Annotated in this window: 19 protein-coding genes and 1 pseudogene; all 20 read right to left on the bottom strand. The window is 58.4% G+C overall.

The genetic code is table 11. The features are described 5' to 3' along the window. Nucleotide 1 precedes the first annotated feature (1 nt). On the bottom strand, nt 2-3,361 hold the full coding sequence (gene carB, locus HMPREF1206_RS07445) for a carbamoyl-phosphate synthase large subunit (protein ID WP_016422712.1): 3,360 nt from the start codon (nt 3,359-3,361) through the stop codon (nt 2-4). 24 nt (nt 3,362-3,385) lie between these two features. Continuing rightward, a complete protein-coding gene (carA, locus tag HMPREF1206_RS07440) occupies nt 3,386-4,618 on the bottom strand; it encodes a glutamine-hydrolyzing carbamoyl-phosphate synthase small subunit (RefSeq protein ID WP_255465687.1) in 1,233 nt (410 codons plus the stop codon). 38 nt (nt 4,619-4,656) lie between these two features. After that, nucleotides 4,657-6,018 carry a dihydroorotase gene (locus HMPREF1206_RS07435; RefSeq protein WP_016422710.1) on the bottom strand — a complete coding sequence of 454 codons (1,362 nt, stop codon included), beginning with the start codon at nt 6,016-6,018 and terminating at the stop codon, nt 4,657-4,659. After that, entirely contained in the window at nt 6,019-6,972 is a 954-nt protein-coding gene (locus tag HMPREF1206_RS07430; RefSeq protein WP_016422709.1) for an aspartate carbamoyltransferase catalytic subunit, read from the bottom strand. Beyond that, complete coding sequence (pyrR, locus tag HMPREF1206_RS07425) at nt 6,969-7,538, bottom strand: bifunctional pyr operon transcriptional regulator/uracil phosphoribosyltransferase PyrR (RefSeq protein WP_016422708.1); 570 nt, start codon at nt 7,536-7,538, stop codon at nt 6,969-6,971. Before pyrR ends, HMPREF1206_RS07430 begins: the two co-directional genes overlap by 4 nt. 434 nt (nt 7,539-7,972) lie before the next feature. Further along, nucleotides 7,973-8,494, bottom strand: a pseudogene (nusB, locus tag HMPREF1206_RS07420) (transcription antitermination factor NusB); the annotation flags it as partial. Between the two features lie 48 nt (nt 8,495-8,542). Continuing rightward, a complete protein-coding gene (efp, locus tag HMPREF1206_RS07415; RefSeq protein ID WP_016422706.1) occupies nt 8,543-9,106 on the bottom strand; it encodes an elongation factor P in 564 nt (187 codons plus the stop codon). Nucleotides 9,107-9,193: 87 nt separating this feature from the next. Beyond that, a complete protein-coding gene (locus HMPREF1206_RS07410) occupies nt 9,194-10,366 on the bottom strand; it encodes a Xaa-Pro peptidase family protein (RefSeq protein ID WP_016422705.1) in 1,173 nt (390 codons plus the stop codon). Continuing rightward, on the bottom strand, nt 10,363-10,839 hold the full coding sequence (aroQ, locus tag HMPREF1206_RS07405) for a type II 3-dehydroquinate dehydratase (protein WP_016422704.1): 477 nt from the start codon (nt 10,837-10,839) through the stop codon (nt 10,363-10,365). Before aroQ ends, HMPREF1206_RS07410 begins: the two co-directional genes overlap by 4 nt. Beyond that, nucleotides 10,836-11,945, bottom strand: coding sequence for a 3-dehydroquinate synthase (gene aroB / locus HMPREF1206_RS07400; RefSeq protein ID WP_016422703.1), 1,110 nt, complete (start codon nt 11,943-11,945; stop codon nt 10,836-10,838). Before aroB ends, aroQ begins: the two co-directional genes overlap by 4 nt. A gap of 87 nt (nt 11,946-12,032) precedes the next feature. Then, nucleotides 12,033-12,554 carry a shikimate kinase gene (locus HMPREF1206_RS07395; RefSeq protein ID WP_016422702.1) on the bottom strand — a complete coding sequence of 174 codons (522 nt, stop codon included), beginning with the start codon at nt 12,552-12,554 and terminating at the stop codon, nt 12,033-12,035. Between the two features lie 40 nt (nt 12,555-12,594). After that, nucleotides 12,595-13,782 (bottom strand): chorismate synthase, encoded by a 1,188-nt coding sequence (aroC, locus tag HMPREF1206_RS07390; RefSeq protein ID WP_187269731.1) that lies wholly within the window; start codon nt 13,780-13,782, stop codon nt 12,595-12,597. A 94-nt stretch (nt 13,783-13,876) separates the two neighbouring features. Beyond that, on the bottom strand, nt 13,877-14,392 hold the full coding sequence (locus tag HMPREF1206_RS10815) for a prepilin peptidase (protein WP_224783722.1): 516 nt from the start codon (nt 14,390-14,392) through the stop codon (nt 13,877-13,879). Between the two features lie 122 nt (nt 14,393-14,514). Continuing rightward, on the bottom strand, nt 14,515-15,330 hold the full coding sequence (locus HMPREF1206_RS07380) for a shikimate dehydrogenase (RefSeq protein ID WP_016422699.1): 816 nt from the start codon (nt 15,328-15,330) through the stop codon (nt 14,515-14,517). 14 nt (nt 15,331-15,344) lie between these two features. Then, nucleotides 15,345-16,571: an endolytic transglycosylase MltG gene (gene mltG / locus HMPREF1206_RS07375; protein ID WP_016422698.1), complete on the bottom strand. Its 1,227-nt coding sequence runs from the start codon at nt 16,569-16,571 to the stop codon at nt 15,345-15,347. A 261-nt stretch (nt 16,572-16,832) separates the two neighbouring features. Next, nucleotides 16,833-17,336, bottom strand: a complete 504-nt coding sequence (gene ruvX / locus HMPREF1206_RS07370; protein ID WP_016422697.1) for a Holliday junction resolvase RuvX — start codon at nt 17,334-17,336, stop codon at nt 16,833-16,835. Between the two features lie 37 nt (nt 17,337-17,373). After that, on the bottom strand, nt 17,374-20,034 hold the full coding sequence (gene alaS, locus HMPREF1206_RS07365; protein WP_016422696.1) for an alanine--tRNA ligase: 2,661 nt from the start codon (nt 20,032-20,034) through the stop codon (nt 17,374-17,376). A gap of 128 nt (nt 20,035-20,162) precedes the next feature. Further along, nucleotides 20,163-21,488, bottom strand: a complete 1,326-nt coding sequence (locus HMPREF1206_RS07360) for a replication-associated recombination protein A (protein ID WP_224433708.1) — start codon at nt 21,486-21,488, stop codon at nt 20,163-20,165. A gap of 148 nt (nt 21,489-21,636) precedes the next feature. After that, nucleotides 21,637-22,818 carry a phosphotransferase family protein gene (locus HMPREF1206_RS07355; protein ID WP_016422694.1) on the bottom strand — a complete coding sequence of 394 codons (1,182 nt, stop codon included), beginning with the start codon at nt 22,816-22,818 and terminating at the stop codon, nt 21,637-21,639. Between the two features lie 147 nt (nt 22,819-22,965). Next, nucleotides 22,966-24,795 (bottom strand): aspartate--tRNA ligase, encoded by a 1,830-nt coding sequence (gene aspS, locus HMPREF1206_RS07350; protein WP_016422693.1) that lies wholly within the window; start codon nt 24,793-24,795, stop codon nt 22,966-22,968. Nucleotides 24,796-24,915: the final 120 nt, after the last annotated feature.

Here is a 24,915-nt window from a genome sequence, read left to right as displayed (position 1 = left end):
GTTAGACCTGCTCCTGAGCAGCCAACTCTGCCGGGTGGAGCTCCTGCAGAGCCTTAACGCTCATCTCACCGTTGCGCAGTGCCAGGATGCCCTGCAGTGCTGCGACAGCGCCCTGAGCGGTAGTCACACAAGTTACGCCCTGGCTCACCGCAGCGGCGCGAATCTCGTATCCGTCAGAACGTGCGCCAGCGGAACCGGATGGGGTGTTGATAATGATGTCAACCTCACCGTCGCGGATCATGTCGACAATGTCGCGCTCGTCAGACGGCGCTTCGGAATCAGTCGTACGCTTTGCGACGACCTCACACTCGACACCGTTGCGGCGCAGCATGCCGGCAGTACCCTCCGTTGCCAGGATGCGGAAGCCCATATCCGCCAGCGTGAGGATCGGGAAGACCAGAGTGCGCTTATCGCGGTTGGCCAGCGAGACGAAGATCGTGCCCTCGGTCGGCAGCTCACCGAAACCGGCCAGCTCGCCCTTGGCGAAAGCGGCACCAAAGTTGTCTGCCAAGCCCATGACTTCACCGGTGGACTTCATCTCCGGGCTCAGCAGGCTGTCGAGAGCGCGGCCCTCGAAGTCGCGGAAGCGGTTGAACGGCAGGACGGCTTCCTTAACCGCAATCGGAGCGTCAGCAGGCAGAGAGCCACCGTCGAAGTTGGACGGAATCATGCCCTCTTCGCGCAGTTCCGCGATAGTAGCGCCCATCATGACGCGGGACGCGGCCTTAGCCAGCGGAACTGAGGTTGCCTTGGAGACAAACGGTACGGTACGAGATGCACGCGGGTTGGCCTCGATGACGTAGAGCGTCTCGTCCTTGAGTGCGTACTGAACGTTCATCAGGCCCTTGACACCGATGCCGTGTGCCAGTGCCTTGGTGGATTCACGCACCTTGTCGATGATGCCTGCAGACAGAGTCATCGGAGGCAGCGCACACGCGGAGTCGCCGGAGTGAATACCGGCTTCCTCAATGTGCTCCATAACGCCGCCGAGGTAGACCTCTTCCCCATCACACAGTGCATCAACATCAATCTCGATGGCGCTGTCCAGGAAGCGGTCAACCAGTACCGGGTGCTCATTGGACAGCTCGGTAGCGCGGTTGATGTAGTCCTCCAGAGTGGCCTCATCGTAGACGATTTCCATGCCACGGCCGCCGAGGACGTAGGACGGACGGACCAGCACCGGGTAACCGATACCAGCGGCAACCTGGCGAGCTTCTGCGAAGGAGGTGGCGGTACCGAACTCCGGCGCCGGCAGCTTGGCCTCAGCCAGCACCTTGCCGAACTCACCGCGGTCCTCAGCCAGGTCGATTGCCTCTGGGCTAGTGCCGACAATCGGAACGCCTGCGGCCTGCAGACGCTCCGCCAGGCCCAGCGGGGTCTGGCCACCGAGCTGAACAATGACGCCTGCGACCTTTCCGGACTGGCTCTCAGCGTGGTAGACCTCGAGGACATCCTCGAAGGTCAATGGCTCGAAGTAGAGGCGATCTGCGGTGTCGTAGTCGGTGGAAACCGTTTCCGGGTTGCAGTTGACCATGACGGTCTCGTACCCAACCCGGGAGAGCTCGAGCGCCGCGTGGACACAGGAGTAGTCGAACTCAATACCCTGGCCGATGCGGTTAGGACCGGAACCGAGGATGATGACCTTTTCCTTCTCGGTCTGCGGGGCGACCTCGGACTCAGCAGCCGGGTCCAGCTCGTATGCCGAGTAGTGGTACGGAGTCTGTGCTTCGAACTCGGCGGAGCAGGTATCGACAGTCTTGAATACCGGGTGGATGTTCAGGCGCCAGCGCAGCTCGCGCACGCCGTCTTCCCCGGCCAACTCCGGACGCAGCGCAGCAATCTGGGCGTCGGACAGGCCCCAGTACTTAGCCTCACGCAGCAGGTCGGAGGTCAGCACCGGAGCGTCGATAAGCTCCTTGCGGATATCCTGCAGGTTTTCCATCTCGGCGATAAACCACGGATCCAGGCCGGAAGCTTCGTGGATCTGCTCGATGGATGCACCCAAACGCTGAGCCAGCTCAACGTCGTAAATGCGGCCTTCAGTCGGACGCTTCAGATCTTCAAGGACAGCGTTGACATCGCTTGCGCGCTCACCTGCGAAGTTCTCATCCGGAACAGTCCAGAAACCAGCTGGCTTGTTCTCCAGCGAACGCATGACCTTACCGAGCGCGCCGATGTAGTTACGGCCGATAGCCATGGCCTCACCGACGGACTTCATGGTGGTGGTCAGCGTATCGTCAGCACCTGGGAACTTCTCGAAAGCAAAGCGTGGAGCCTTGACAATCACGTAGTCCTGCACCGGCTCAAACGCTGCCGGGGTTTCACCGGTGATGTCGTTGGTGATCTCATCGAGGGTGTAGCCGATAGCCAGCTTGGCAGCAATCTTTGCAATCGGGAAACCAGTTGCCTTGGAAGCAAGCGCCGACGAGCGGGAGACACGCGGGTTCATCTCAATGGTGATGATGCGGCCGTCATTCGGGTTGATGGCGAACTGGATGTTACAGCCACCGGTGTCAACGCCGACCTCACGCAGAATTGCGATGCCTTGGTCACGCATGGTCTGGAACTCGCGGTCGGTCAGAGTCATCGACGGGGCGACAGTCACCGAGTCACCAGTGTGGACACCGAGGGCATCAACGTTTTCAATGGAGCAGACCACGACGACGTTGTCGTCGCCATCGCGCATGAGCTCGAGCTCAAATTCCTTCCAGCCGAGGATGGACTCCTCGATCAGAACATTGGCCTCGGGCGATGCGGCCAGGCCGCCACCTGCAATACGGTCGAGGTCTTCCTGGTTGAAGGCCAGACCGGAACCCAGACCGCCCATGGTGAACGAAGGGCGAACAACGACCGGAAGACCGAGCTCTGCAACAGTCTCATGGACTTCTTCCATGTTGTGGCAGACGCGGGAACGAGCGGATTCGCCACCAATCTTGGCGACGATGTCCTTGAACATCTGGCGATCCTCACCGCGCTGAATGGCCGGAATATCAGCACCAATCAGCTCGACATTGTACTTCTCCAGAATGCCCTCGCGGTCCAGCTGAATAGCTGCGTTCAGTGCAGTCTGGCCACCGAGAGTTGCCAGGACAGCGTCAATCGGGTTGCCCTCTGCAGCTTCCTTGGCCAGAATCTTTTCGATGTACTTGGTTTCAATCGGCTCGATATAGGTGGAGTCTGCGAACTCCGGGTCAGTCATAATCGTTGCCGGGTTGGAGTTGACCAGCGTGACTCTCAGGCCCTCTTCGCGCAGCACGCGGCAAGCCTGGGTGCCGGAGTAGTCGAACTCGCAGGCCTGACCGATAACAATCGGGCCGGAGCCGATAACCAGTACGTGGTTGATGTCTGTACGACGTGGCATGGTGTTAGGTCCCTTAGCCCTTTCCTACTTGTTCGAGTTTCCGGTTGCGGACTTGTTGAAATCGACCTTCTGGATCAGCGCCAGGAAGTCATCAAAGAGAGAGTGCGCATCGTGCGGGCCGGCTGCGGACTCCGGGTGGTACTGCACAGAAAAGGCCATGCCGTTCTTCAGTGCGACACCTTCCACGACGTCGTCGTTAAGGCAGGTGTGCGTAACCTCTGCCTCGCCCCACGGGGTATCGAAACTCTCGCCGGCCTTGCCTTCAAGTGCGAAACCGTGGTTCTGAGCGGTGATAAAAATACGGCCAGTGCGGTGGTCCTTCACCGGAACATTGACGCCGCGGTGACCGAAGACCAGCTTGTAGGTATTCAGGCCGAGTGCGCGACCAAGAATCTGGTTACCGAAGCAGATACCGAATAGCGGCATGCCGTCATCGAGGGCAGCCTTGGCGACCGCAACCATCTCATCAGCAGTTGCCGGGTCACCCGGGCCGTTGGACAAGAAGACACCGTCCGGCTGGTATTCCTTCTTAATATCTTCGTACGGAGTGTTCGCCGGAACAACTACGACTTCCAGGCCACGCTTAGCCAGCTCACGCGGGGTGTTGGACTTGATGCCCAGGTCGTAGGCCACAACACGTGCCTTCTTCTCCCCCTGCGGTTCCACGACATAGGCCTCATCGGTGCTGACCTCGCGAGCCAGATCCGCGCCCTTCATCGCAGGCTGAGCGCGAACGATTTCCACCAGCTTATCGACGGGCTGCTGTGCGTCCTCACCGGAGAAAATACCAGCGGCAATCGAGCCATTGTCGCGCAAATGGCGAACCAGCGCGCGGGTATCAATCTGGCGGATACCGATGATGCCCTGTGCCTTCAGTTCATCTTCCAAGCTGCGCTCCGAGCGCCAGTTGGAGGGAATGCGCGACAAATCGCGGATAATAAAGCCAGCTGCCCAAATCTTGTTTCCGCGGGACTCGTAGTCCTCATCGTTCCAACCGGTGTTGCCGATCTGTGGTGCGGTAGCCACAATCAGCTGGCGGTGGTAGGACGGGTCCGTCAGGGTTTCCTGGTAGCCCGTCATAGCGGTGGTAAAAACTGCCTCACCCAGGGTTGTACCGGTGGCGCCGAAACCGCGTCCGCGGAACACTCGGCCATCTGCCAATACCAGGACTGCCGCTGTAGCGGCCGCGGCCTGCGACTCGTTGCTCACGTTATTGCCTTTCAGTTGGGTAGCGTGCGAGGAATTTACATTAATCATACGGGACGCATGTGAATTTTTATGCGTTGACATGAATATTATCCAGCGACCTCTCCGTTAAGAGCGGTCACCTTACCGCGCAGCACGGTAGCTGCCACGGACACGGCCATCTCCATTTCCTCATATGGAGTGTTCTCAGACTTCGACGCCAGGTCTTCGCCGCGGACCGTCCACTTTTTGCCCGGGTCAACAACGGTCAGGTTGGCAGGCTCACCGACAGCAATCGGACGGCCGTGCCCCGGTAGCTTCACGATTTGAGCGGGACGCTCACTCATGACCTTGGCCAGCCAGCGCCAATCACAATCGCCCTTCAAAACGAACTCTTCGGCGATGATTGGCATCGAGGTCTCCAGACCAAGCATGCCGGGCTTAGCGTGCTCGAACTCGCAGCACTTTTCTTCAGAGCCGTGCGGAGCGTGGTCGGTAGCGACACAGTCAATGATCCCGTCAATCAGAGCCTGACGCAGAGCCAGGGTGTCGCGCTGCTCACGCAGCGGCGGATTGACGCGGTAGACGCCGTCGTAGGTCTCCAACTTCTCATCGGTGAGGATCAGGTGATGCGGGGTAACCTCGGCGGTCAGCGGAATATCATGCTCCTTTGCCCACTTGACCAGCTCAACCGTGCCTTCGGTGGAAGCGTGGCAGATGTGCATGCGTCCGCCGTAGTCGCGAGCCATAATGGCATCTCGGGCCACGATGGACTCCTCAGCTACGCGCGGCCACCCGGTCAGGCCGAGTCGTGCGGCGGTCGGACCTTCGTGAGCCGATGCATCTGCGGTCAGACGCGGATCTTCGCAGTGCTGCGCCAGCAATACGTCCTCGCCGCGGGCGTATTCAATCGCGCGGCGCATAATCAGCGGATTGTCAACGCACTTACCGTCATCGGAGAACATGCGTACCTTCGCCTGCGAGTCTGCCATCATGCCGAACTCAGTCAGCGTCTCGCCCTTCAGCCCCTTAGTAATGGATCCGACCGGGTGAACGTCGCAGAGGTTCAGCGCCTGGCCCTTGAGCCACACCGACTCAGCAATCGAGGGGTCATCGGTTACCGGCGCGGTATTGGCCATAGTGAACACTGCGGTGAAACCACCGCGTGCTGCGGCAGCGGAACCAGTGGCCAGGGTTTCCGTATCTTCACGGCCCGGCTCCCGCAGGTGCACATGGATGTCAACCAGGCCTGGCAAGAGAACGAGGGAGTCGAACTCCAGGACCTCTACCCCGTCCTCGGCCGTGAGATTTTCTCCAATCTCAGCGATAACGCCATCTTCAATCAAGACGTCGACGTCTTCGCCTTCACCGTAGGGACGCACACCCTTCAGCAGCAGCTGTCCCCGTGCGGGTGCTGCCAATGGTCCTACCTCGGGGTACGAGGCTTCGTCATACTCATTGCGATTCGACATTTATGCCTGCCCTTCCAAGTTGGCGGAAACACCTGAGGTCAGCAGTGTGAAAAGAACTGCCATGCGGACGTGGACACCGTTGGCTACCTGCTGCAGCACGGCAGTGCGCGGCAAATCAGCGACGGCATCGTTAATTTCCATGCCACGAAGCATCGGGCCTGGGTGCATCACAATGCAGTCGTCGCGAAGCATCTTCTCGCGAGCCTTCGACAGCCCGTAGCGAGTGGCGTATTCGCGATGGGATGGGAAGAAGCCTCCGTTCATGCGCTCCTGCTGAACGCGGAGCATCATCACGGCATCAGCATCGCGAATCTCGTCTTCCATGCGGTAGGCAACACGCACCGGCCAGGTCTCGATGCCAAACGGCAGCAGCGTCGGTGGCGCGACGAAGACGACCTCGGCGCCGAGCTTGCTTAGCAGATCGGCGTTAGAGCGAGCGACGCGAGAGTGCAAAATATCGCCAACGATGACGACCTTGCGCCCCTCAATTCCACCGAGGCGCTGACGCAACGTCACCGCGTCCAGGAGAGCCTGCGTCGGGTGCTGGTGCTTTCCGTCACCCGCGTTGATGATCGATGGGCCGTTGCCAAATTCCTCAGTCCACTTGGCGATCAGCTGTGCCGCGCCCGACGATGGGTGCCTAACGACGATGGCATCGCCGCCGATAGCATCCAAAGTCAGCGCGGTGTCTTTCAGACTTTCGCCTTTCTTCACAGAGGAAGAGGAAGCCGAGATATTAATAACATCGGCGCTCATCCACTTACCCGCAGTCTCAAAAGAAGAGCGGGTACGCGTGGAGTTCTCGTAAAAGAGGTTATAAATAGTGCGGCCGCGCAGGGTCGGCAGCTTCTTAATTTCCCGACCGCGGATGACCTCCTTGAAACGATCGGCCTCATCCATCAGGCCGACAATTTCATCCTTGGTCAAATCCGCAATGCTAATCAGGTGTTTCACTGTTCCTCCGCCCGGGTGAGAATAACCGCGTCACGGCCGTCAAGTGCCTCTACCAGCACATCGACGTCTTCGTCGCGGGAAGTTGGCAGATTCTTACCGACGTAATCGGCGCGAATTGGTAGTTGACGATGACCACGATCAACCAGCACTGCAAGCTGAATTACTCGCGGGCGACCGATGTCAGCAATAGCGTCGAGTGCGGCACGAATTGTGCGACCTGAGAAGAGGACATCGTCTACGAGAACAACGGTGGTGCCGTCGATTCCGGAGTTTGGAATGTTCGTGGGCTGCAGGGCGCGGTGCGGGCCCTTGCGCAAGTCATCCCTGTACAGGGTGATATCAAGCGATCCAGTTTCCGGGCGAATGCCGGAGAACTGTTCAATCAAATCGGCTAGCTTCTCCGCCAGCGGTACGCCACCAGATGGAATACCGAGGAGAACTACGCGCCCAGCATTTGGGCTATCCAGCGCAGTTTTTTCAATAATTTGGTGCGCGATGCGCGCGATGGTACGTGCAACTTCGTCTGCATTGAGCAGCTCGGTTGTTTGCGGCGTTCCTTCGCTCATCGTGACCTCCTTCCCCGCCTCTCAGTGCGGTCCGTTAAAGGATGTCTTGATTGTGGATATTTGATTATCAGTTTGCATGACTCGCAACTACGGGCGCGGTGCAAACTTCCGCTGACCAGAATAGCACTCACACTTAAATTGCCTCTAAATGCAACAAAACTCCAAGCCCCCAAAAAAGGGACTTGGAGTTTCAGACAATCCGCGAGAACCGACTGTGATCGGCTCGCAGTGAGCCCGGCCGCTTTGATTGGCTAGGACCCGTTCTCGCTCTTAGCCACGTCTTCAGCCACCAGCTTGGCAATATCGCTCATGTCCAGGCCGGTAATCTTAGCCATCTCATCGGAGTCAGCCAGTGCCTTGTCAGCTTCCTCATTTGCAGCAGCCTGTGCCTGAATAGCCTCGTCGAACTGGGACTCGCCCACCGAAGTGCTAACAGCTGCTGCTGCCAGGCGTGCCTGGTCGGCAATCTTGGCCTCGGCATCGAGAACTGCGTTGATGTACGGTGCCGCCACATCAGTGGAGTATTCCGATGCCAGCTCAACGCCTTCCACCACGGCCACACGCGGAGGCACGTCGGAGTTGTAGAACAGCTCCCAGGTGGAAAGACGCAAGATAGCACGGTCGACTGCCGGTAGGCGACGCAGCGGCCACTCCTCCGTCAGGTACGAAGAAATCGTCGAGTCGATACCGATAATTTCCGCAGCTACACCGCGCACGATCTGCTCGGTGTACTCCGCAATTGGATTCACATCCAGATCGGGATTACGGACCATTTCCAGCCGCTCTTCAAGAAGCTTGACGACGTCGACGCCTCGCTGCTCGGCCTCAAATAGCAGATCTACCGCACGACGGCGCGCACGGTAGCGCGCGCCGTGGCGCTTGTAGTTAGGTTCGCGAACTTTCGCGGACTCCTGCGCATCCGGGGTCTCGACGGACTTGTGATCCTTTTCAGTCATGGATGTGTATGTATCGCTCTCAACAAAAGGGTGAACTAGATGAGGGAATTAGTGGTTGACGCGGGACAGGTAGGAGCCGTCACGGGTGTCGACCTTCAGTACGTCGCCGGTTTCGATGAACAGCGGCACCTGAATCTCAGCGCCAGTCTCCAAAGTTGCCGGCTTGGTGCCACCGGTGGAGCGGTCGCCCTGCAGACCCGGGTCGGTCTGCTCAACCTTCAGTTCAACCGAAACAGGCATTTCAGCGAAAAGAACGTTGCCCTCATGGAAGGACACCTGGCAGGTGGTTTCCGGAAGCAGGAACTTAGCACCCTCCGGCATCTGAGCGTCCAGGATGGAAATCTGGTCGTAGGTCTTGTCGTCCATGAAGACGTATCCTTCACCGTCGTGGTACAGGTACGTCATGTCGCGACGGTCGACGGTAGCAGTCTCAATCTTGACGCCAGCGTTGAAAGTCTTGTCAACAACCTTGCCGGTCAGAACGTCCTTCAGCTTGGTGCGGACGAATGCCGGACCCTTACCTGGCTTGACGTGCTGGAACTCCACGATCTGCTGAAGCTTATTGTCGTGCTTGATAACTAGACCGTTTTTAAAATCTGCGGTGGTAGCCAACTAAACTCTCCTGAAATTGTTAAAAAGCTCTCTGACGAAACCACGATACTCCGTATCTCATCGAGAGAAAAATAAAACGCCGTGATGTTAGGCCCGCGGTTTCGGCAGCTGCGTAATAATTTCCGGCTCGGTGTCGGTGATAATCAACGTATCTTCGATGCGCACACCGCCGAACCCCGGCACATAAATACCAGGCTCGATGGTCAACGTCATGCCAGCTGCCAACTTCCCCTTGCCGGTGCGAGCAGCAAATGGAGCCTCATGCACCTCAATACCGATTCCGTGGCCGGTGGAATGAACGAAGTGCTCCCCATAACCAGCCTTTTCAATAATGTCCCGGCATGCTGCGTCTACAGCCACAACATCAGCCCCTGGCACGGCCGCTTTTACGCCAGCCAGCTGGGCTTCCAGCACGACATTGTAAATCTCTCGGGCCTTCTCGTCTGCGAACTCCACCCCGGCAACAATCGCGCCGTCCAAATCTGACGACGTATTGTTCGGATCGTTTTCGCTTGACGACGTTCCCGCCTCACCGGCAAAGAGGGTACGTGTCATATCTGAGTTGTAGCCCCCGGCAAAGGCGCCAAAGTCAATAGTGACCAGGTCACCTGCCTCGATTACGCGATCTTCCGCCCCGTGGTGTGGCTTGGCGGAATTCGGGCCGCTCGCGACAATCGTGTCGAAGCTAGGCCGATCGGCGCCATGCATGCGCATGCGGTACTCCAACTCTGCGGCGACTTCGCGCTCCGTGCGGCCGGCGACCACGATGCCGTCGTGAAGCAAGTCCTCGAATGCGCAGACCGCGATGTCGGCGACGTGGCGCAGAGCGACGAGTTCTGTATCGGACTTGACCTCCCGCAGTTTAGAGACGACGCCCGTAGTCGATACCAGCTCGAGTGCCTGTGGCCGGGCATCCTCTAGCTCTTGATAAGCGGCCATAGTGAGGAACTCAGATTCAACACCAAGACGCGAGATATCCAGCTTTCGGCATTGACCGACGAGTGCCACGCCGGTGTTGCGGGCGGTGAGTAACTCCACGTCCGGTGCCTGTTTGCCAGCCTGAACCGTATAGCGGCCGTCGGTGGAAAGCAGCGCTTCCCCACTGGCCGCAACAATCAAACCAGCATTCGAGCCGTGGAAACCTGTAAGCCAACCAACATGCGTCGGATCGACTGTGAGGAAACCGTCGCAGTCGTTGTCGGACAATGCGTCGATAAGAGCGGCTCGGCGGGCGGCGTAGTTCGTGGAGATATCTGTCATAGTTTCGTACTCACCCTTCTCAGTGCCATGGAATACCCATCAGTTCCGCATCCGACGATAACGCCCGCGGCAAGCGCCGACAGGTACGAGTGGTGCCGAAACTCCTCCCGGGCGTGAATGTTTGAAATATGGACCTCGTGGAAGCCCGCGCCGTCGGCAATTTCGGCAAGCGCGTCACGTAGGGCGACGGAGGTGTGTGTCAACCCCCCTGGATTGATAATGACTGGCCAACCGTAGTCGGCAGCTTCGTGAACCCACTCGATGAGTTGACCTTCATAGTTGGATTGGCGGCAATCCACTACGACGCCAAGCTCCTTGGCTAGGGTGCGAAGTTCAGATTCGACATCGGCCAAAGTAGTGGCACCGTAAATTTCTGGCTGACGCTTGCCTAGACGATCGAGGTTCGGGCCGTTCAGAACAAGCACGGTCGGAATCGCCGTTGTGGCATCAGTTGCTGCGCGAAGAGAGGTCATGAGCGGGCTGACTCCTCCGATGCGGCGTGCCCATTGTTGCAGAGCAGTTCGTATGCACGCTCGAGGTCATCCATTCCCGGGCCTTCAAGACGGGCTGTTTCACCGGGGTTGTCCAGAATAACGAATCGGATCGCACCATCGCGGTTCTTCTTATCCCTGGTCATAGCATCGTAGAGCTCGGTAAAACGACCTGCCTGGTAGGTCGTTGGCAGCCCAATGCACTCTAGGATGCGACGGTGGCGGTCTACGAGTTCCTGATCAATATGTCCGGTGATCTTGGCCAGCTCAGCAACATAAACCATGCCTACAGCTACGGCGTGGCCATGGCGCCAGCGGTAGTTTTCAAAGTGCTCAACGGCATGACCGAAAGTGTGGCCATAGTTCAGGATCTCACGGAGGCCAGATTCCTTCAGATCCTCAACGACAACGCGTGCCTTGACAGCAATCGCGCGCTCGACCAGTTCTGGCAGGTCACCGTCAACATCGAGGCAGGCCTGCGGGTTTGCCTCGTAAAGATCGAGAATCTTCGTGTCCGCGATAAATCCAGCCTTGATAATCTCTGCCGAGCCCGCAATCAGCTCGGCCTTCGGCAAGGTGCGCAGGACGTCAAGGTCACAAAACACCGCGGCAGGCTCGTGGAAAGCGCCGACCAGGTTCTTGCCGGCTGCAGTGTTGATACCGGTCTTACCGCCGACAGCCGCGTCGACCATGCCGAGCAGCGTCGTCGGGACCTGGATAACCTTCACTCCACGCATCCACGCGGCGGCGACGAATCCACCGAAGTCTGTGGCTGCACCGCCGCCAATCGCGATTACCGCGTCACGCCGGCCCAGACCGCGTTCACCAAAAGTGTCCCAAACTGTTTCAGCAACTGCGAGCGTCTTGCCCTCCTCCGCATCCGGAATCTGGATGCTGAAAGCGTCGACTCCCTTGTCCGCCAGTGCCTTGATGACGCCGAAGCTCAGCTCTTGAACGCTCCCCTGGTGAATTACCGCAACCTGGGAGGCAAAGGTAGCGGCCTCCGCAATCTGCTCGGTGAGTCCATGCCCCATGGTCACCGTGTACGGGGATGGGCCTTCAACACGGATTGTGCGGGTTGAGTTCATTGTCAGTCCCTAGTCGTTAGCGTAAGAAATGTATGGAGTTGCTGGTTATACGGCAGTGATTAGCTGCCGCCTTTTAAGAGTCGCCAGTTAAGCCTCGTCGCAGGTTTCATCGAGGTAGCTGAGGATCTCGGCCACAACGCGCTGCGGGGAACGTTCGTCGGAACGCACCTTGAAAGTGGCTGCATCTTCGTAAAAAGCTCGGCGAGCCTCATAGAGCGCGCGGTAATGAGCCTCAGGGGCATCCGCCTGGAGCACCGGGCGCGAATTGTTACCCGCTGTACGACGGACCCCCTCTGCAATGCTGATCTCGAGGTAGACGACGTTATGGTCTGCCAGCAGGTCACGGGTCGCCTGCGAAATCACGGCACCACCGCCAAGTGAGACGATTCCGTCGTGGGTCAGAGCCTCCGCCACGATTTGTTCCTCGATACGGCGGAATTCCGGCTCTCCCAGCTCGGAAAAGACTTCCCCACAAGTCTTGCCCATGCGCTGTTCAATCATCTCATCGGTATCGGTGAGTCTTGTGCTCAATGCACGAGACAGTCGACGACCGATGGTGGACTTTCCCGATCCGGGCGGTCCGACAAGGACAATAGTAGGAACGGACATTCCCCTCGTTTTACCCTTCTTCGTGTGCGCGACTGTGGCGCTATTTCCAATCAAGGCGACGTCGAGTCTGCTCCAAGTAGCCCTCAACGTTACGCTTGGTTTCCTCCAGGCTATCGCCGCCGAACTTTTCCATCACTGCACGCGCCAGTACCAGCGCGACCATTGCCTCTGCGACAACACCGCCGGCCGGGACCGCGCAGACATCAGAGCGCTGGTGGATTGCGGTAGCTGCATCGCCGCTGGCCATATCGACGGTCTTCAGCGCACGCGGAACGGTCGAAATTGGTTTCATCGCAGCACGCACAACGAGAGGTTGAGCATTAGTCATGCCACCCTCCAGGCCACCGGCGCGGTTAGTTTCCCGATCCACGCCGTCGTCGGTACGCACCATTTCATCGTGAGCCTCGGTGCCACGGCGACGGGCTTCCTCAAAACCGTCGCCGATCTCCACGCCCTTGACGGACTGAATTCCCATCAAGGCAGCCGCAAGCTGCGAATCCAGACGGGCATCACCGGAAATGTGCGATCCCAGACCCACCGGCAGACCGTGGACAACGACCTCGACGATGCCACCGAGGGTGTCGCCCTGCTTCTTGGCGGCCTTGATTTCGTCAATCATCGACTCCTCCGCAGCTGCGGAGAATGCACGCACTGGCGACTCGTCAATCTTGTCCTGATCAGCGAAGGTCGGCAGTGGCCCCTCGTAGGGCTCCGAACGACCGATGGAAATAACGTGGCTGACAACTTCCACACCGAGAGTCTCACGCAGAATTAAGCGTGCCACAACCGATGCCGCCACACGTGCTGCAGTCTCGCGAGCCGATGAACGCTCCAGGATGTTTCGAGCATCGGTGTGGTTGTACTTCAGCATGCCGTTGAAATCGGCATGCCCCGGGCGCGGGCGGGTTAAGGTGGCGCCACGAGCTGTATCCAAAACAACTGGGTCAACTGGATCCGGGCTCATGACCTCAGTCCACTTGGGCCATTCGGAGTTGCCGACCATAATGCCAATCGGCGATCCCAGCGTCTCACCATGTCGAATGCCAGTCAGCAGGGTGACCTCATCGGCCTCAAACTTCATTCGCGCCCCGCGACCATAGCCGAGGCGGCGGCGTGCGAGGTGGCGTGATACGTCATCTGTAGTCAGGGGAAGTCCGGCTGGCGCGCCTTCTACGAGAGCGATAAGCGCTTTGCCGTGAGATTCACCCGCGGTAGTCCAACGAAGCATAGGTATCATAATGTCACGTTTGCCGTACTTCTTGTGCATTTGGGGGCATACAAGTTTCAAATATGCCCCATTTCATCGCCCCTGGTCTACCGCTTCAGGGGACTTGTAGGTACCCTCCGCTTATCCCCCACACAATGGCGGTTGCTGCAAGCATCGCAGGCCCATGAGGCACGCTCGCCGGTACAGGCGCTGTTTTTGCTTTACGACGGTCACCCCAGCCCCGCTTTCCCGCGGTGACTCCTGCCATGAGGAGAGTGAGTCCGGCAGCCAACAGAATTGCCACTGCAATCCAAATTGCTGTCGCCACTGGCTCGCCCGATACCAGACCGACACCGCCCCCGAGAATTGCTGCGAGCTTCACATCTCCAGCCCCCATAGAGCGTGGGTTGAAGATGAAGACTGCTACATAGAGGCCAAACCAGAGGCCTATTCCTGTTCCTATGGCTGCGACTGCACTGGCGAGATTGTCAGCCAAGGTGCTCTTTTGCTGGAGCACCATTCCAGTGGTTGCTATCAGACCCACTGCCCCTAGCACTAACCACCAGTTCGGTAGTCTTCGCCGAGTCACATCCAACCAGCAGCCAATACCGCCCCAGCCGAGTACAAGCATCACGACTAGGAAATAGAAAACCCGGTCAAGGTAGACCGGGGCAATCCTGTGCTGTCCAATCGGAGACAGCCCTATCTCAGTTATTCCCCACCCCATAACTTTGGGATTGTAACGGTTGTGAGCTAGTTCGGCAGCGCTGCACGCATCGCCTCGACATCGGGAGTGCGTCCAGTAAACTGCTCAAACTGTCCCACCGCTTGATGTAGCAACATGGACAATCCACCGACCGCCTGTGTCCCTCCGCGTTCCGCTGCTTTCACAAGTGGGGTTGGCCAGGGATTGTAAATGACGTCGAGAATCTTCGGTGCTCGAGCGAGGTAGCCAGCAACCGACTCAATTGCGGCTGACGGCACCGTAGAGACCAGCACGTCGGCATTACCAGCAATATCTGCCAGGTTTGGAACATCAAAAGTCACCCAAACAAATTCCATCCCCAGCGCGGCAGCTAATGGTTCAATGTCATATGCGCGCTCGGAGCGCGCTACCACGGTCACATGATTGACCCCCAGCTGCGACAGCGCCCAAAGTGCCGGCCGTGCTGTGCCACCGGCACCAACAACAACGGCGCGGCCACGTGGTGCGTTCGTGCAGTCTATCTCGCGCAGTGCTCCCAGTACGCCGTCGCCATCGGTGTTGTCGGCAAACCAATCCGAATCGCGACGGACCAGAGTGTTCGCTGAACCAATGAGCCTCGCGCGCTCACTGACTTCATCGGCGAAGTCCAGCGCGGCAAACTTGCCGGGCATCGTGACGGAAAACCCCTGGAAACTGGGGTCTGCGCCACCAACGACGTCGGCAAGCTCTTCGGCGTTGCATCGGATGCGGTCATAGTGCCAGTCATTCATTCCCGCAGCGCGGTAACCGGCGTTGTGAATAGCCGGCGAGTACGAGTGATCAATCGGATCTCCCAGCACGGCTGCGCGATGAGTTATAGGCATAGGAGTTCTACCTCTTAGCGGTTGGAATCCAGCACGCCATTGTTGCGTGACTCGTCGATAGCGGCCTCGTGCTCTTCGAAGGTCGTGCTAAAGACAGTATTTCCTTCCTTGTCCACCGTGACAAAGTACAGCCAGGTGCCGTCAGCCGGATTTTCCATGGCACGAATCGCCTCGATGGAGGGCGAAGCAATGGGGGTTTCCGGCAGCCCCTCCTTGGCGTAGGTGTTCCACGCGGTCTTTCGCGCGCGGTCCTCATCCGTGGTTGCGATTTCCTGATCTGGCAGGTCGTAGTTGACTGTCGAGTCGAACTGCAGCTGCATCGGTTCGTCGAGACGGTTGAGAATAACGCGAGCGACCTTATCGAAGCCGCCATCTGGCGCCTCCATCTGGATCAAAGAAGCTGCGGTAATCAGCTCGTATGGAGTAAGACCAACCATGTCCGCTGAAGCCATGAGACCCGTGTCCTCATAATTCTTCACCGATTCCTTGACCAATTTTGCAAGCATCTGTTCGGGCGTCTGCTGCGGGTCAAGGTGATGAATACCCGGCGTAATGAGTCCCTCAAGACGACGAGGGTCGTTGCCACGCGCAGCTACCGCGTCCCGTGCCCATTCTGGAACACCCAGCGCGGCCAAATCGGCCTCGCCAGCAGCACGTTCGAGATCGGCCTTGGATACGCAGTCATTGTCTTCAACACAAGTGGCCTCAGAAATAAGCGAGAAAATTCCCTTACGTACATCCGATGAGGACACAATGCGGGTATCGGCGAAACGGGCGCCAGTCGGAATGTCAACGGTACCGACCTGATTTTCGACATCCAGAAGAGCCTCGACGGTCTCGTCGGCCTTCATCCGCTGATGGAGTCGGTAGAAACCAGGCTGCAATTCACTTGAATGAGAGTTCTCATTCGCGGCCTGGATGAACGCACGGGAAGACTTGACGACGCCGCTTTCCACCAACTGGTTGGACAAATCAGTAAGTGACGTGCCTTCACTGACCTCAACAATCGTCAATGGACCCTCAGCTTTGCCATCGTAATCGTCAACAATGCCGCCACGGTTCCAGACGAGGCCAATCACTCCGAGGACCAACACGCATAACAGGACAGAAGTCACATTGATTGCCACTGCCGTTTGGCGGTGACGAACTCGAGACTTTGTCCCACCGCTGCGAGCACCAGCGCGGTCCCGGTCGGCACCGCCGCTATCAGTGCGGCGCGCAGTCTGCGCGTCTTTACTCATCAATAATCTCCTCGAATGCAGCTCACTCTCCCATCGGTATCAGCAAGGAGTCTTCCCGTTCGGGTACGACACGCGACTGATAACGACTGGTGCGACATAGCTTTACGACGAAGTCGTAGCACTAGGTTGCATTGTAGGTGTGAATCGCCACTTCAACTTTTCAAATCCTATGCACGCGACAAACGTGCTTAGGTATTACACACTTAATAATTGCGCAAAGGTGGGTGAATTGTCACCTTTCGGTAACTTTTGTGTGCCCCCTTAGTCGGTATTTCCGTCCAAAGCTTTTGCCCGTCTGTCCAACCAGGACTGCAGAATTTCTACTGCCGCAACCTGGTCAATAATCTTCCGCCCGGACTTAACATCAATACCTGCTGCGTGCAGCCGTGATTGGGCCATTACCGTCGTCATCCGCTCGTCGGCGTAATGCACTACGACTCGGTCACCGAGTCGGCGCTGCAGCCGGAATCCAACGTCAGTAGCTTTCCGCGCAGAAGTCCCGAACGAGCCGTCGAGCATGAGGGGCATGCCGAGAACAATCTCGACGACCTCAAGTTCAGTGGCAAGTTCCACGAGCCGGTCAATATCCGGCCCGTCAGGATCTTTTCGCCCCGTTGCTCGAGTGACTGTTTCAACCGGGGTCGCCAGGATACAGTCGGGGTCAGAGACCGCGACGCCAACGCGGACATCGCCGACGTCGATTCCGAGCCGTCGACCCCGACCGGGATCATCCTGACCGGGGGTATCAATACGGGGCTTAGCCATTGTTTACTGCTCTTCCGATAGCACAGCCGTTAATTGGCTACTTGGACAGTTCGGCCTCAACCGCGGCCAATGCTGCGTCGATTCCGGAAGCATCAGAGCCGGAGCCCTGTGCCATTGCCGGTTTACCGCCGCCCTTGCCGCCGACCTCAGCGCCCATCAGCTTCACCAAATCGCCGGCCTTAATACCGCGATTGACGGCTTCATCCGAAACCGAGGCCACAAACGGAACCTTGCCGCCAGCGTTGGAAATCAACGCAATGACGCTTGGGCGATCCGCAAGGCGCTTCGCCAAGTCATTAGCCAGCGAACGGATGTCCTTCATCTCCGTACCGTCGGGAAGCTTAAGGCCGAGGTAGGTGACATCGCCGATGGTGCGAGCGGACTCCAGGTGAGACGCGGCATTGGCCAGCAGCTGTCCGGCCTTGAAATCAGCGAGCTGCTTCTCTGCAGCCTTGAGCTTTTCAGCCAGTGCTGCAATGCGGTCTGGCAGCTCAGCAGAAGGAGCCTTGAATTCAGTGGCCAGTCGTTCAGCCAGGAGACGCTCGGTGGACAGGTAGCGGAAGGAATCCATACCCGAGTAAGCCTCAATACGGCGCACGCCCGATCCGACCGAGGACTCGCCCAGCACAGCTACCGGACCAATCTGCGAAGAATGCGAAACGTGGGTACCGCCACACAGCTCAATTGAGAACGGGCCACCGACCTCGACAACGCGGACGATGTCGCCGTAGTTCTCGTTGAACAATGCCATGGCACCAGCTGCCTTGGCCTCTTCCAAAGGCATCTCGGCAGTATTGACAGCCCAGTCGTTGTCGACAGCCTCATTGGTGATCTGCTCAATCTCACGGAGCTGTTCCGGTGTGAGCTGCTCACCGTACTTGAAGTCGAAACGGAGGTAGCCCGGCTTATTCATGGAACCAGCCTGAGTTGCAGTATCCCCCAGTACCTGACGCAGAGCACCGTGAATCAAGTGAGTTGCAGTGTGCGCCTGACGAGCACCGTGACGCCACTGCTCGTCGACCAAAGCTTCAGCGGAGACACCCGGAGTGAATTCACCAGCGGTGACAATGCCTTTGTGCAGCCACAGCTTCTTGCCCACCTTTTGAACATCGTTGATGTGGACCACAGCGCCGGAATCAGTCACGATACGACCACGGTCAGCCAGCTGACCGCCGGCCTCGGCGTAGAGCGGAGTGCGATCGAGGATAACCTCAATCTCATCGCCCTCTGCGGCAAACGACTGCTTCTGGCCATCGGCAATGATGCCAAGAATCGTGGATTCGTCGGCAAGCCGATCGTAACCAGTGAAGGACGTCGGGTGTTCATCGATGAACTCGCGGTAGACATGCAGGTCGGTGTGAGACTGCTTCTTTGCCTGGCTGTCGGCCTTTGCGCGCGCACGCTGCTCAGCCATCTCGCGATCGAATTCCTCGCGGTCGATGGTCAGGCCGGCCTCTTCGGCCATCTCGATGGTCAGGTCGATTGGGAAGCCGTGGGTGTCATGCAGGGTGAAGGCGTCGTGACCGGATAGAACGGTTTTACCCTCTGCCTTGGCCTTGGTGGCAGCACGTTCGAACAGCTCCTCACCGGCGGACAGAGTCTTGGTGAAGGTCTTTTCCTCGGCGACGGCGACGCGGCGAATACGGTTCCAGTTCTCCGCGATCTCTGGGTACGACGGGGTCATGGTCTCGGCCGCAATACCAATCAGCTTCTCCAGCACTGGACCGTTAGCGCCGAGCAGACGCGCAGAGCGGATGATGCGGCGCAGCAGGCGACGCAGGATATAGCCACGATCGGAGTTCGAGGGGGTGACACCGTCGAGCATCAGCATCAAGCCGGTGCGGCTGTGGTCGGCGATGACGCGGAAACGGATGTTGTCCTGGTGGTTGGAGCTGTACTTCGAACCGGTGAGCCGCTCAGCTTCGTCGATAACCGGACGCAGCAGATCGGTTTCGTAGACGTTGTCGACACCCTGTAGCAGGAAAGCAACGCGCTCGATGCCCATACCGGTATCGATGTTCTTCTTCGGCAGTGGGCCAAGAATCTCGAAAGAGTCCTTGCCTGTTCCTTCGCCACGCTCGTTTTCCATGAAGACGAGGTTCCAAATCTCGATGTAGCGATCCTCGTCCGCCTCTGGGCCACCGTCAGCACCGTACTCCGGGCCGCGGTCGTAGAAAATCTCTGAACACGGGCCACACGGGCCAGGTACACCCATGGACCAGTAGTTGTCCGCCATGCCTCGGCGCTGAATGCGCTCTTCCGGCACACCAACCTTCTCGTGCCAGATGTCATGGGCCTCATCGTCATCGAGGAAAACCGTCACCCACAGCTTCTCAGCCGGGATGCCAAAGCCGCCGTCCTCAACAGCACCAGTCAGAAGGCTCCATGCATGAGTGATGGCACCTTCCTTGAAGTAATTTCCGAAGGAGAAGTTACCCGCCATCTGGAAGAAGGTGTTGTGGCGGGTGGTGATACCCACCTCTTCAATGTCCAGTGTGCGCACGCACTTCTGAATTGAGGTCGCGGTGGAGAAGTCCGGAGTCTCATTGCCGAGGAAGTAGGGCTTGAACGGCACCATGCCGGCATTAACGAACAGCAGGTTCGGGTCATCCAAAACCAGGGAGGCACTGGGGACCTCGGTGTGTCCCGCCTTTACGAAATGCTGGATGAAGCGATTTCGAATTTCATGAGTCTGCACGGTGTTCTACTTCCTCGTTTCACGTCGAGCGTCCGAGATGTTTAATACAAAACTAGCAGTCTACCCGCTCGGTTCGAGCAACTTTAAAACCACCCCACCGGCACCCCGTAGATTCCGACCGATCTCGCCTACTTCGATTTCCGGCGGCTCCCCCGGATAATTCGGCGAATGCGTCCGAGGTATTCAGCCATGCCGTTTTCACGACCGTGATTGGATGGGACGAAATAATCAGTGCCCACCAACTGATCTGGTGGATACTGTTGGGCGACGACACCCATGGGGTCATTGTGCGGGTAGATATAGTCCACCGCGTGACCAAGGTCCTTAGCCCCGCTGTAATGTCCGTCCCGCAAATGTGGTGGCACCGGTCCGGTCTTCCCGGAACGAACATCCTTCAATGCCCCGTCGATTGCGCTTATGACCGAATTCGACTTCGGTGCTGTTGCCAAGTGAATCGTGGCCTGCGCCAGCGTCAGCCGGGCTTCCGGCATCCCTATCAAGGCAACTGCCTGCGCCGCGGCGACGGCGGTTTGCAGAGCTGTCGGGTCGGCCATACCGATGTCTTCGCTGGCCAGAATAACGATTCGGCGGGCAATAAACCGAGGGTCTTCCCCACCCTCAATCATCCGCGCCAGGTAATGCAGGGCAGCATCGACATCAGATCCGCGAACGGACTTAATAAACGCGCTGGTGACGTCGTAATGCTGGTCGCCGTCGCGGTCATAGCGAACCACGGCTCTGTTGATCGAATTGGCAAGCGACTCAGCGGTAATCTGCTCACCATCGGCGACGGCTTCTGCGGCTGCCTCGAGGTACGTGAGGGAACGACGAGCATCACCAGCTGCCAGCGCAATGAGCTGTTTACGTGCATCGTCTGTCATACTGACGCGACCATTCAGGCCGCGCTCATCGGTAAGTGCTCGATCAATGAGCGTGCCGACGGCTTCGTCGTCCAGTGACTGCAACTGCAACAGCAGTGACCGACTGAGCAGCGGGGACACCACTGAGAAGGATGGGTTTTCCGTCGTTGCCGCGACGAGAAGGACAATCCGGTTTTCCACGGCACCCAACAGGGCATCCTGCTGGGTCTTGGAAAAACGGTGCACCTCGTCGATGAAGAGCACCGTTTGAATGCCCTGGTTAACGAGCGTGCGACGAGCAGTGTCGATAACCGCACGCACTTCCTTTACCCCGGCATTAAGCGCGGAAAGCGCTTCAAAGTGTCGTCCAGTCGCCGCGGAAATCAAACTGGCGAGAGTGGTCTTGCCAGTTCCGGGAGGGCCAAACAAAATAACGGAGGTGTCGCCGCCACCTTCGACCAGACGGCGCAACGGTGCTCCGGGGGCTAACAGGTGGTCTTGACCAACGACTTCATCGAGGTTTCGCGGTCGCATCCGAACCGCCAACGGCGCGTGTGCACCTGGGTGAAAATAGGCGCTCGCATCGGAGTTCAGGCCAGTGCTTGCTGGCCCCGCACTCCGACCTTGGCTCTTGGCCGCTGTAGGTCCGGCGACCGAAGGCTCGTCGAAAAGCCCTGGAGCGTCATCGGCGGAGCCGTTTGCACCGCCTGACGGCAGCTTATTCGGATCCGCCACGTGTGCCCTAGCCTTCCTCTTGCTCTAAGAAATCGATGACTGCATGCGCGAACTGTTCCAGCTCGTCGGCACGATCGTCCTCACACTTATGGGCGAACTGTGCAATCGCGCGAGCCGTGTTAGCCATGTCGCGCCGCTCCAGTGCTGAGCCGCCAACTTCCGGCTTCAGGTCCGTGCGTCCTTCATGCCCCACCCACAGCGCTTGTTTTGGAGAACCGAAGAAGGAAACCGTTGCGGAGATGAAAAACCAACCGAGCAACGCCGCAGCGATGAACGCCATCAAACGGCGGTCGCTCGTGCCGCGATACCAATGGTCACGAATCTCTTCCATCCAGGCACGGACAAACACGTCGACCTCTGCCTCCGATGGACGCTCCACGAAAACGTGCAGCGGGAAGCCTGCGACGACGCTGGCCACGTCGAAGATGACATCGCGGTAACCAGCCCACTCATAGTCGAGGAACTGGACCTTATCCGCCAGCAGAATGTTGTCCGGGGCGAGGTCAAACGGAGTAAACGCCCTATGCGTGCCCTTCTCAATTCGACGAGCAGCATCCTCACCGAAAGAGCGCACAGCGTCGGGAACAGGAATGCCGGACCCCTCGACAGCTCGCATACCAAAGCGAATCCCCGACACAATGCCGTGGTCACGCGCCTCGAGAGCCTCGCGATCGACCTTGTTCTTCACCCACATACGACGACGCAGGGTCTCAAATCCCTCTTCACGAGTATGCGTGTGAATATGCATCCGACCCAGCGAAGCGCCGAGGCTGCGGAATGCGCGCAATCGTCGCTCTTCATCGCCACGAAAGAGTACGTCCGCAAGAGTGTCCACGACACCGACGTCGCTGAGAACCAATAGCTGCTTTGAAACATCGTAAGCAAGAAGCTGAGGCCCCGGGCGGACGTCGTCAGGCAGTGTATTGATGAACTGGTACGCCACGACTTCCCGTAAAACGGCGGGATCGACGCCTTCAGTCGTCGTAGGAATTTGCTTTACGACGACCGTGCGTTCCTGCATAAAGGGATTTGTGGCGACCCGTACGCGGACAACAAGAGCGTTTGACTGACCTGTAAGTACTTCTGGATCCGACAACACTGGAGTGCCGCCGAATCGTGCGGAAAGCAGTGTCTCTGCATCTTTAACTACGCTGTCAACTTCTGCTGCAGCGTCGTCCGAGTACTCCATTGAATGCCCTTTCAATGAGCCAGTTTCAGTCAGGCGATACGGATGTTGCGTTGTGGCCAGTACCGCCTTGGTTAGGAGGAATTGGCGCCACTCGCGCTGTTCACGCTGGAGTGGCAGATCACATTCCTCGCAATGTGATTTCTTTGTTTACTTGCTGTCGCCTGCGTCGGCTGCTGCCTTAACGCCGTCTGCCTTCTGCTTTGGCTTCGGCTTGAAGTCGATACCGGTCTCCTTGCGCTGCTGAGCGGTAATCGGAGTCGGGGCGTCAGTCAACGGATCAACGCCGCCACCGGACTTCGGGAAGGCGATAACTTCGCGAATGGAGTCAACGCCGGCCAGCAGGGAAACGATACGGTCCCAACCGAATGCGATACCACCGTGCGGCGGAGCGCCGTACTGGAAGGCATCCAGCAGGAAGCCGAACTGCTCCTGTGCCTCTTCCTCGCCGATGCCCATAACATCGAAGACGCGCTTCTGGACATCTGGGCGGTGAATACGAATGGAGCCGCCACCAATTTCGTTACCGTTGCAGACGATGTCGTAGGCGTAAGCCAGTGCGTTGCCAGGATCCTTGTCGAAGGTATCCATGTGCTCTGGCTTCGGCGAGGTGAAGGCGTGGTGCACAGCAGTCCACTGCGAGTGGCCCAGGGCAACGTCACCGGAAGCGGTAGCGTCGGCAGCCGGCTCGAACAACGGTGCGTCGACGACCCAGGTGAATGCCCAGTCGCCTTCCTTGATAAGGCCGAGCTTCTTGGCAATCTCTCCACGAGCAGCACCCAGCAGTGCACGGGAGCTCTTAGCGTCACCTGCAGCGAAGAAGATGCAGTCACCCGGCTTCGCGCCTACGTGCGCCGCGATGCCTTCACGCTCTGCGTCAGTAATGTTCTTGGCAACCGGGCCGCCCAGAGTGCCGTCCTCCCCAACAAGGATGTAGGCCAAGCCCTTTGCGCCGCGCTGGCGGGCCCAATCCTGCCAAGCGTCGAGCTGACGACGAGGCTGCGATGCGCCACCGTCCATAACAACTGCACCGACGTAATCGTTCTGGAAGACACGGAAAGTGGTGTCCTTGAAGAACTCGGTGCACTCCACCAGCGGAATGTCGAAGCGCAGGTCCGGCTTGTCAGAACCGTACTTCTCCATGGCCTCCTTGAAGGTCATGCGTGGAATCGGGGTCTGAACAGTGACACCGGCCTCGGCGAAGATAGCAACCAGAATCTCTTCTGCCAGCGCAATGACATCGTCCTGCTCGGCGAAGCTCATCTCAACGTCGAGCTGAGTGAACTCCGGCTGGCGGTCAGCGCGGAAGTCCTCATCTCGGTAGCAGCGGGCGATCTGGTAGTAGCGCTCCATGCCAGCGACCATAAGCAGCTGCTTGAACAACTGAGGGGACTGCGGCAGTGCGTAGAAAGTGCCCGGCTTCAAACGAGCCGGCACCACGAAGTCACGAGCACCTTCCGGCGTAGAGCGAGTCAACGTCGGGGTCTCGATTTCGGTGAAGTCGTGGCTGTCCAGCACCTTACGGGCTGCGCGGTTGACAGCCGCACGGAGACGCATAATCTTGGCCGGGCCTTCACGGCGTAGGTCTAGGTAGCGGTACTTCAGGCGGGCTTCCTCGCCGACAGTGCCAGAAGTTCCAACATCCTCGAGCTGGAACGGCAATGCCGCCGACTCGTTGAGGATGGTCAGCTCCGTAACATTGACCTCAATTTCACCCGATGCCAGGTTCGGGTTTTCGGAGCCCTCCGGGCGCTTCTCAACGACACCGGTGACCTGAATGCAGTATTCGCTGCGCAGGTGGTGTGCACGCTCAGCAACTTCGCTGTTGCGGAACACAACCTGGGCGTAACCGGAGCGGTCACGCATGTCGATGAAGATCACGCCACCATGGTCACGGCGGCGTCCTACCCAACCGGTCAGGGTTACTGTGCTGCCGGCGAGGTCAGCGCGGAGGTCTCCGGCAAGATGCGTACGAAGCACTGCGAATTGGTCCTTCCAAAATTGGTGCTATAGGGATTAACGCTGTGGATAGCGGTTTCGTCCGTGTAGTCTACCTTGAAGCCAGAAAGGTGAGAAGAAGACCCCGGCTATTTTGCTTAT

The sequence above is a fragment of the Corynebacterium sp. HFH0082 genome (assembly GCF_000411235.1).
GTDB lineage: Bacteria > Actinomycetota > Actinomycetes > Mycobacteriales > Mycobacteriaceae > Corynebacterium > Corynebacterium jeikeium_D.
This window is presented reverse-complemented; position numbering and strand designations above follow the sequence as displayed.

Coding starts and splice junctions, on each gene's coding strand:
- carB (WP_016422712.1), bottom strand. CDS start 3,361: ATGCCACGTCGTACAGACATCAACCACGTACTGGTTATCGGCTCCGGC.
- carA (WP_255465687.1), bottom strand. CDS start 4,618: ATGATTAATGTAAATTCCTCGCACGCTACCCAACTGAAAGGCAATAAC.
- HMPREF1206_RS07435 (WP_016422710.1), bottom strand. CDS start 6,018: ATGTCGAATCGCAATGAGTATGACGAAGCCTCGTACCCCGAGGTAGGA.
- pyrR (WP_016422708.1), bottom strand. CDS start 7,538: ATGAGCGAAGGAACGCCGCAAACAACCGAGCTGCTCAATGCAGACGAA.
- HMPREF1206_RS07410 (WP_016422705.1), bottom strand. CDS start 10,366: ATGACAGATATCTCCACGAACTACGCCGCCCGCCGAGCCGCTCTTATC.
- aroQ (WP_016422704.1), bottom strand. CDS start 10,839: ATGACCTCTCTTCGCGCAGCAACTGATGCCACAACGGCGATTCCGACC.
- aroB (WP_016422703.1), bottom strand. CDS start 11,945: ATGAACTCAACCCGCACAATCCGTGTTGAAGGCCCATCCCCGTACACG.
- HMPREF1206_RS07395 (WP_016422702.1), bottom strand. CDS start 12,554: ATGTCCGTTCCTACTATTGTCCTTGTCGGACCGCCCGGATCGGGAAAG.
- aroC (WP_187269731.1), bottom strand. CDS start 13,782: ATGCTTCGTTGGACTACCGCGGGTGAATCTCACGGCAAAGCGCTTATC.
- HMPREF1206_RS10815 (WP_224783722.1), bottom strand. CDS start 14,392: ATGCTTGTACTCGGCTGGGGCGGTATTGGCTGCTGGTTGGATGTGACT.
- HMPREF1206_RS07380 (WP_016422699.1), bottom strand. CDS start 15,330: ATGCCTATAACTCATCGCGCAGCCGTGCTGGGAGATCCGATTGATCAC.
- mltG (WP_016422698.1), bottom strand. CDS start 16,571: ATGAGTAAAGACGCGCAGACTGCGCGCCGCACTGATAGCGGCGGTGCC.
- ruvX (WP_016422697.1), bottom strand. CDS start 17,336: ATGGCTAAGCCCCGTATTGATACCCCCGGTCAGGATGATCCCGGTCGG.
- HMPREF1206_RS07355 (WP_016422694.1), bottom strand. CDS start 22,818: ATGGAGTACTCGGACGACGCTGCAGCAGAAGTTGACAGCGTAGTTAAA.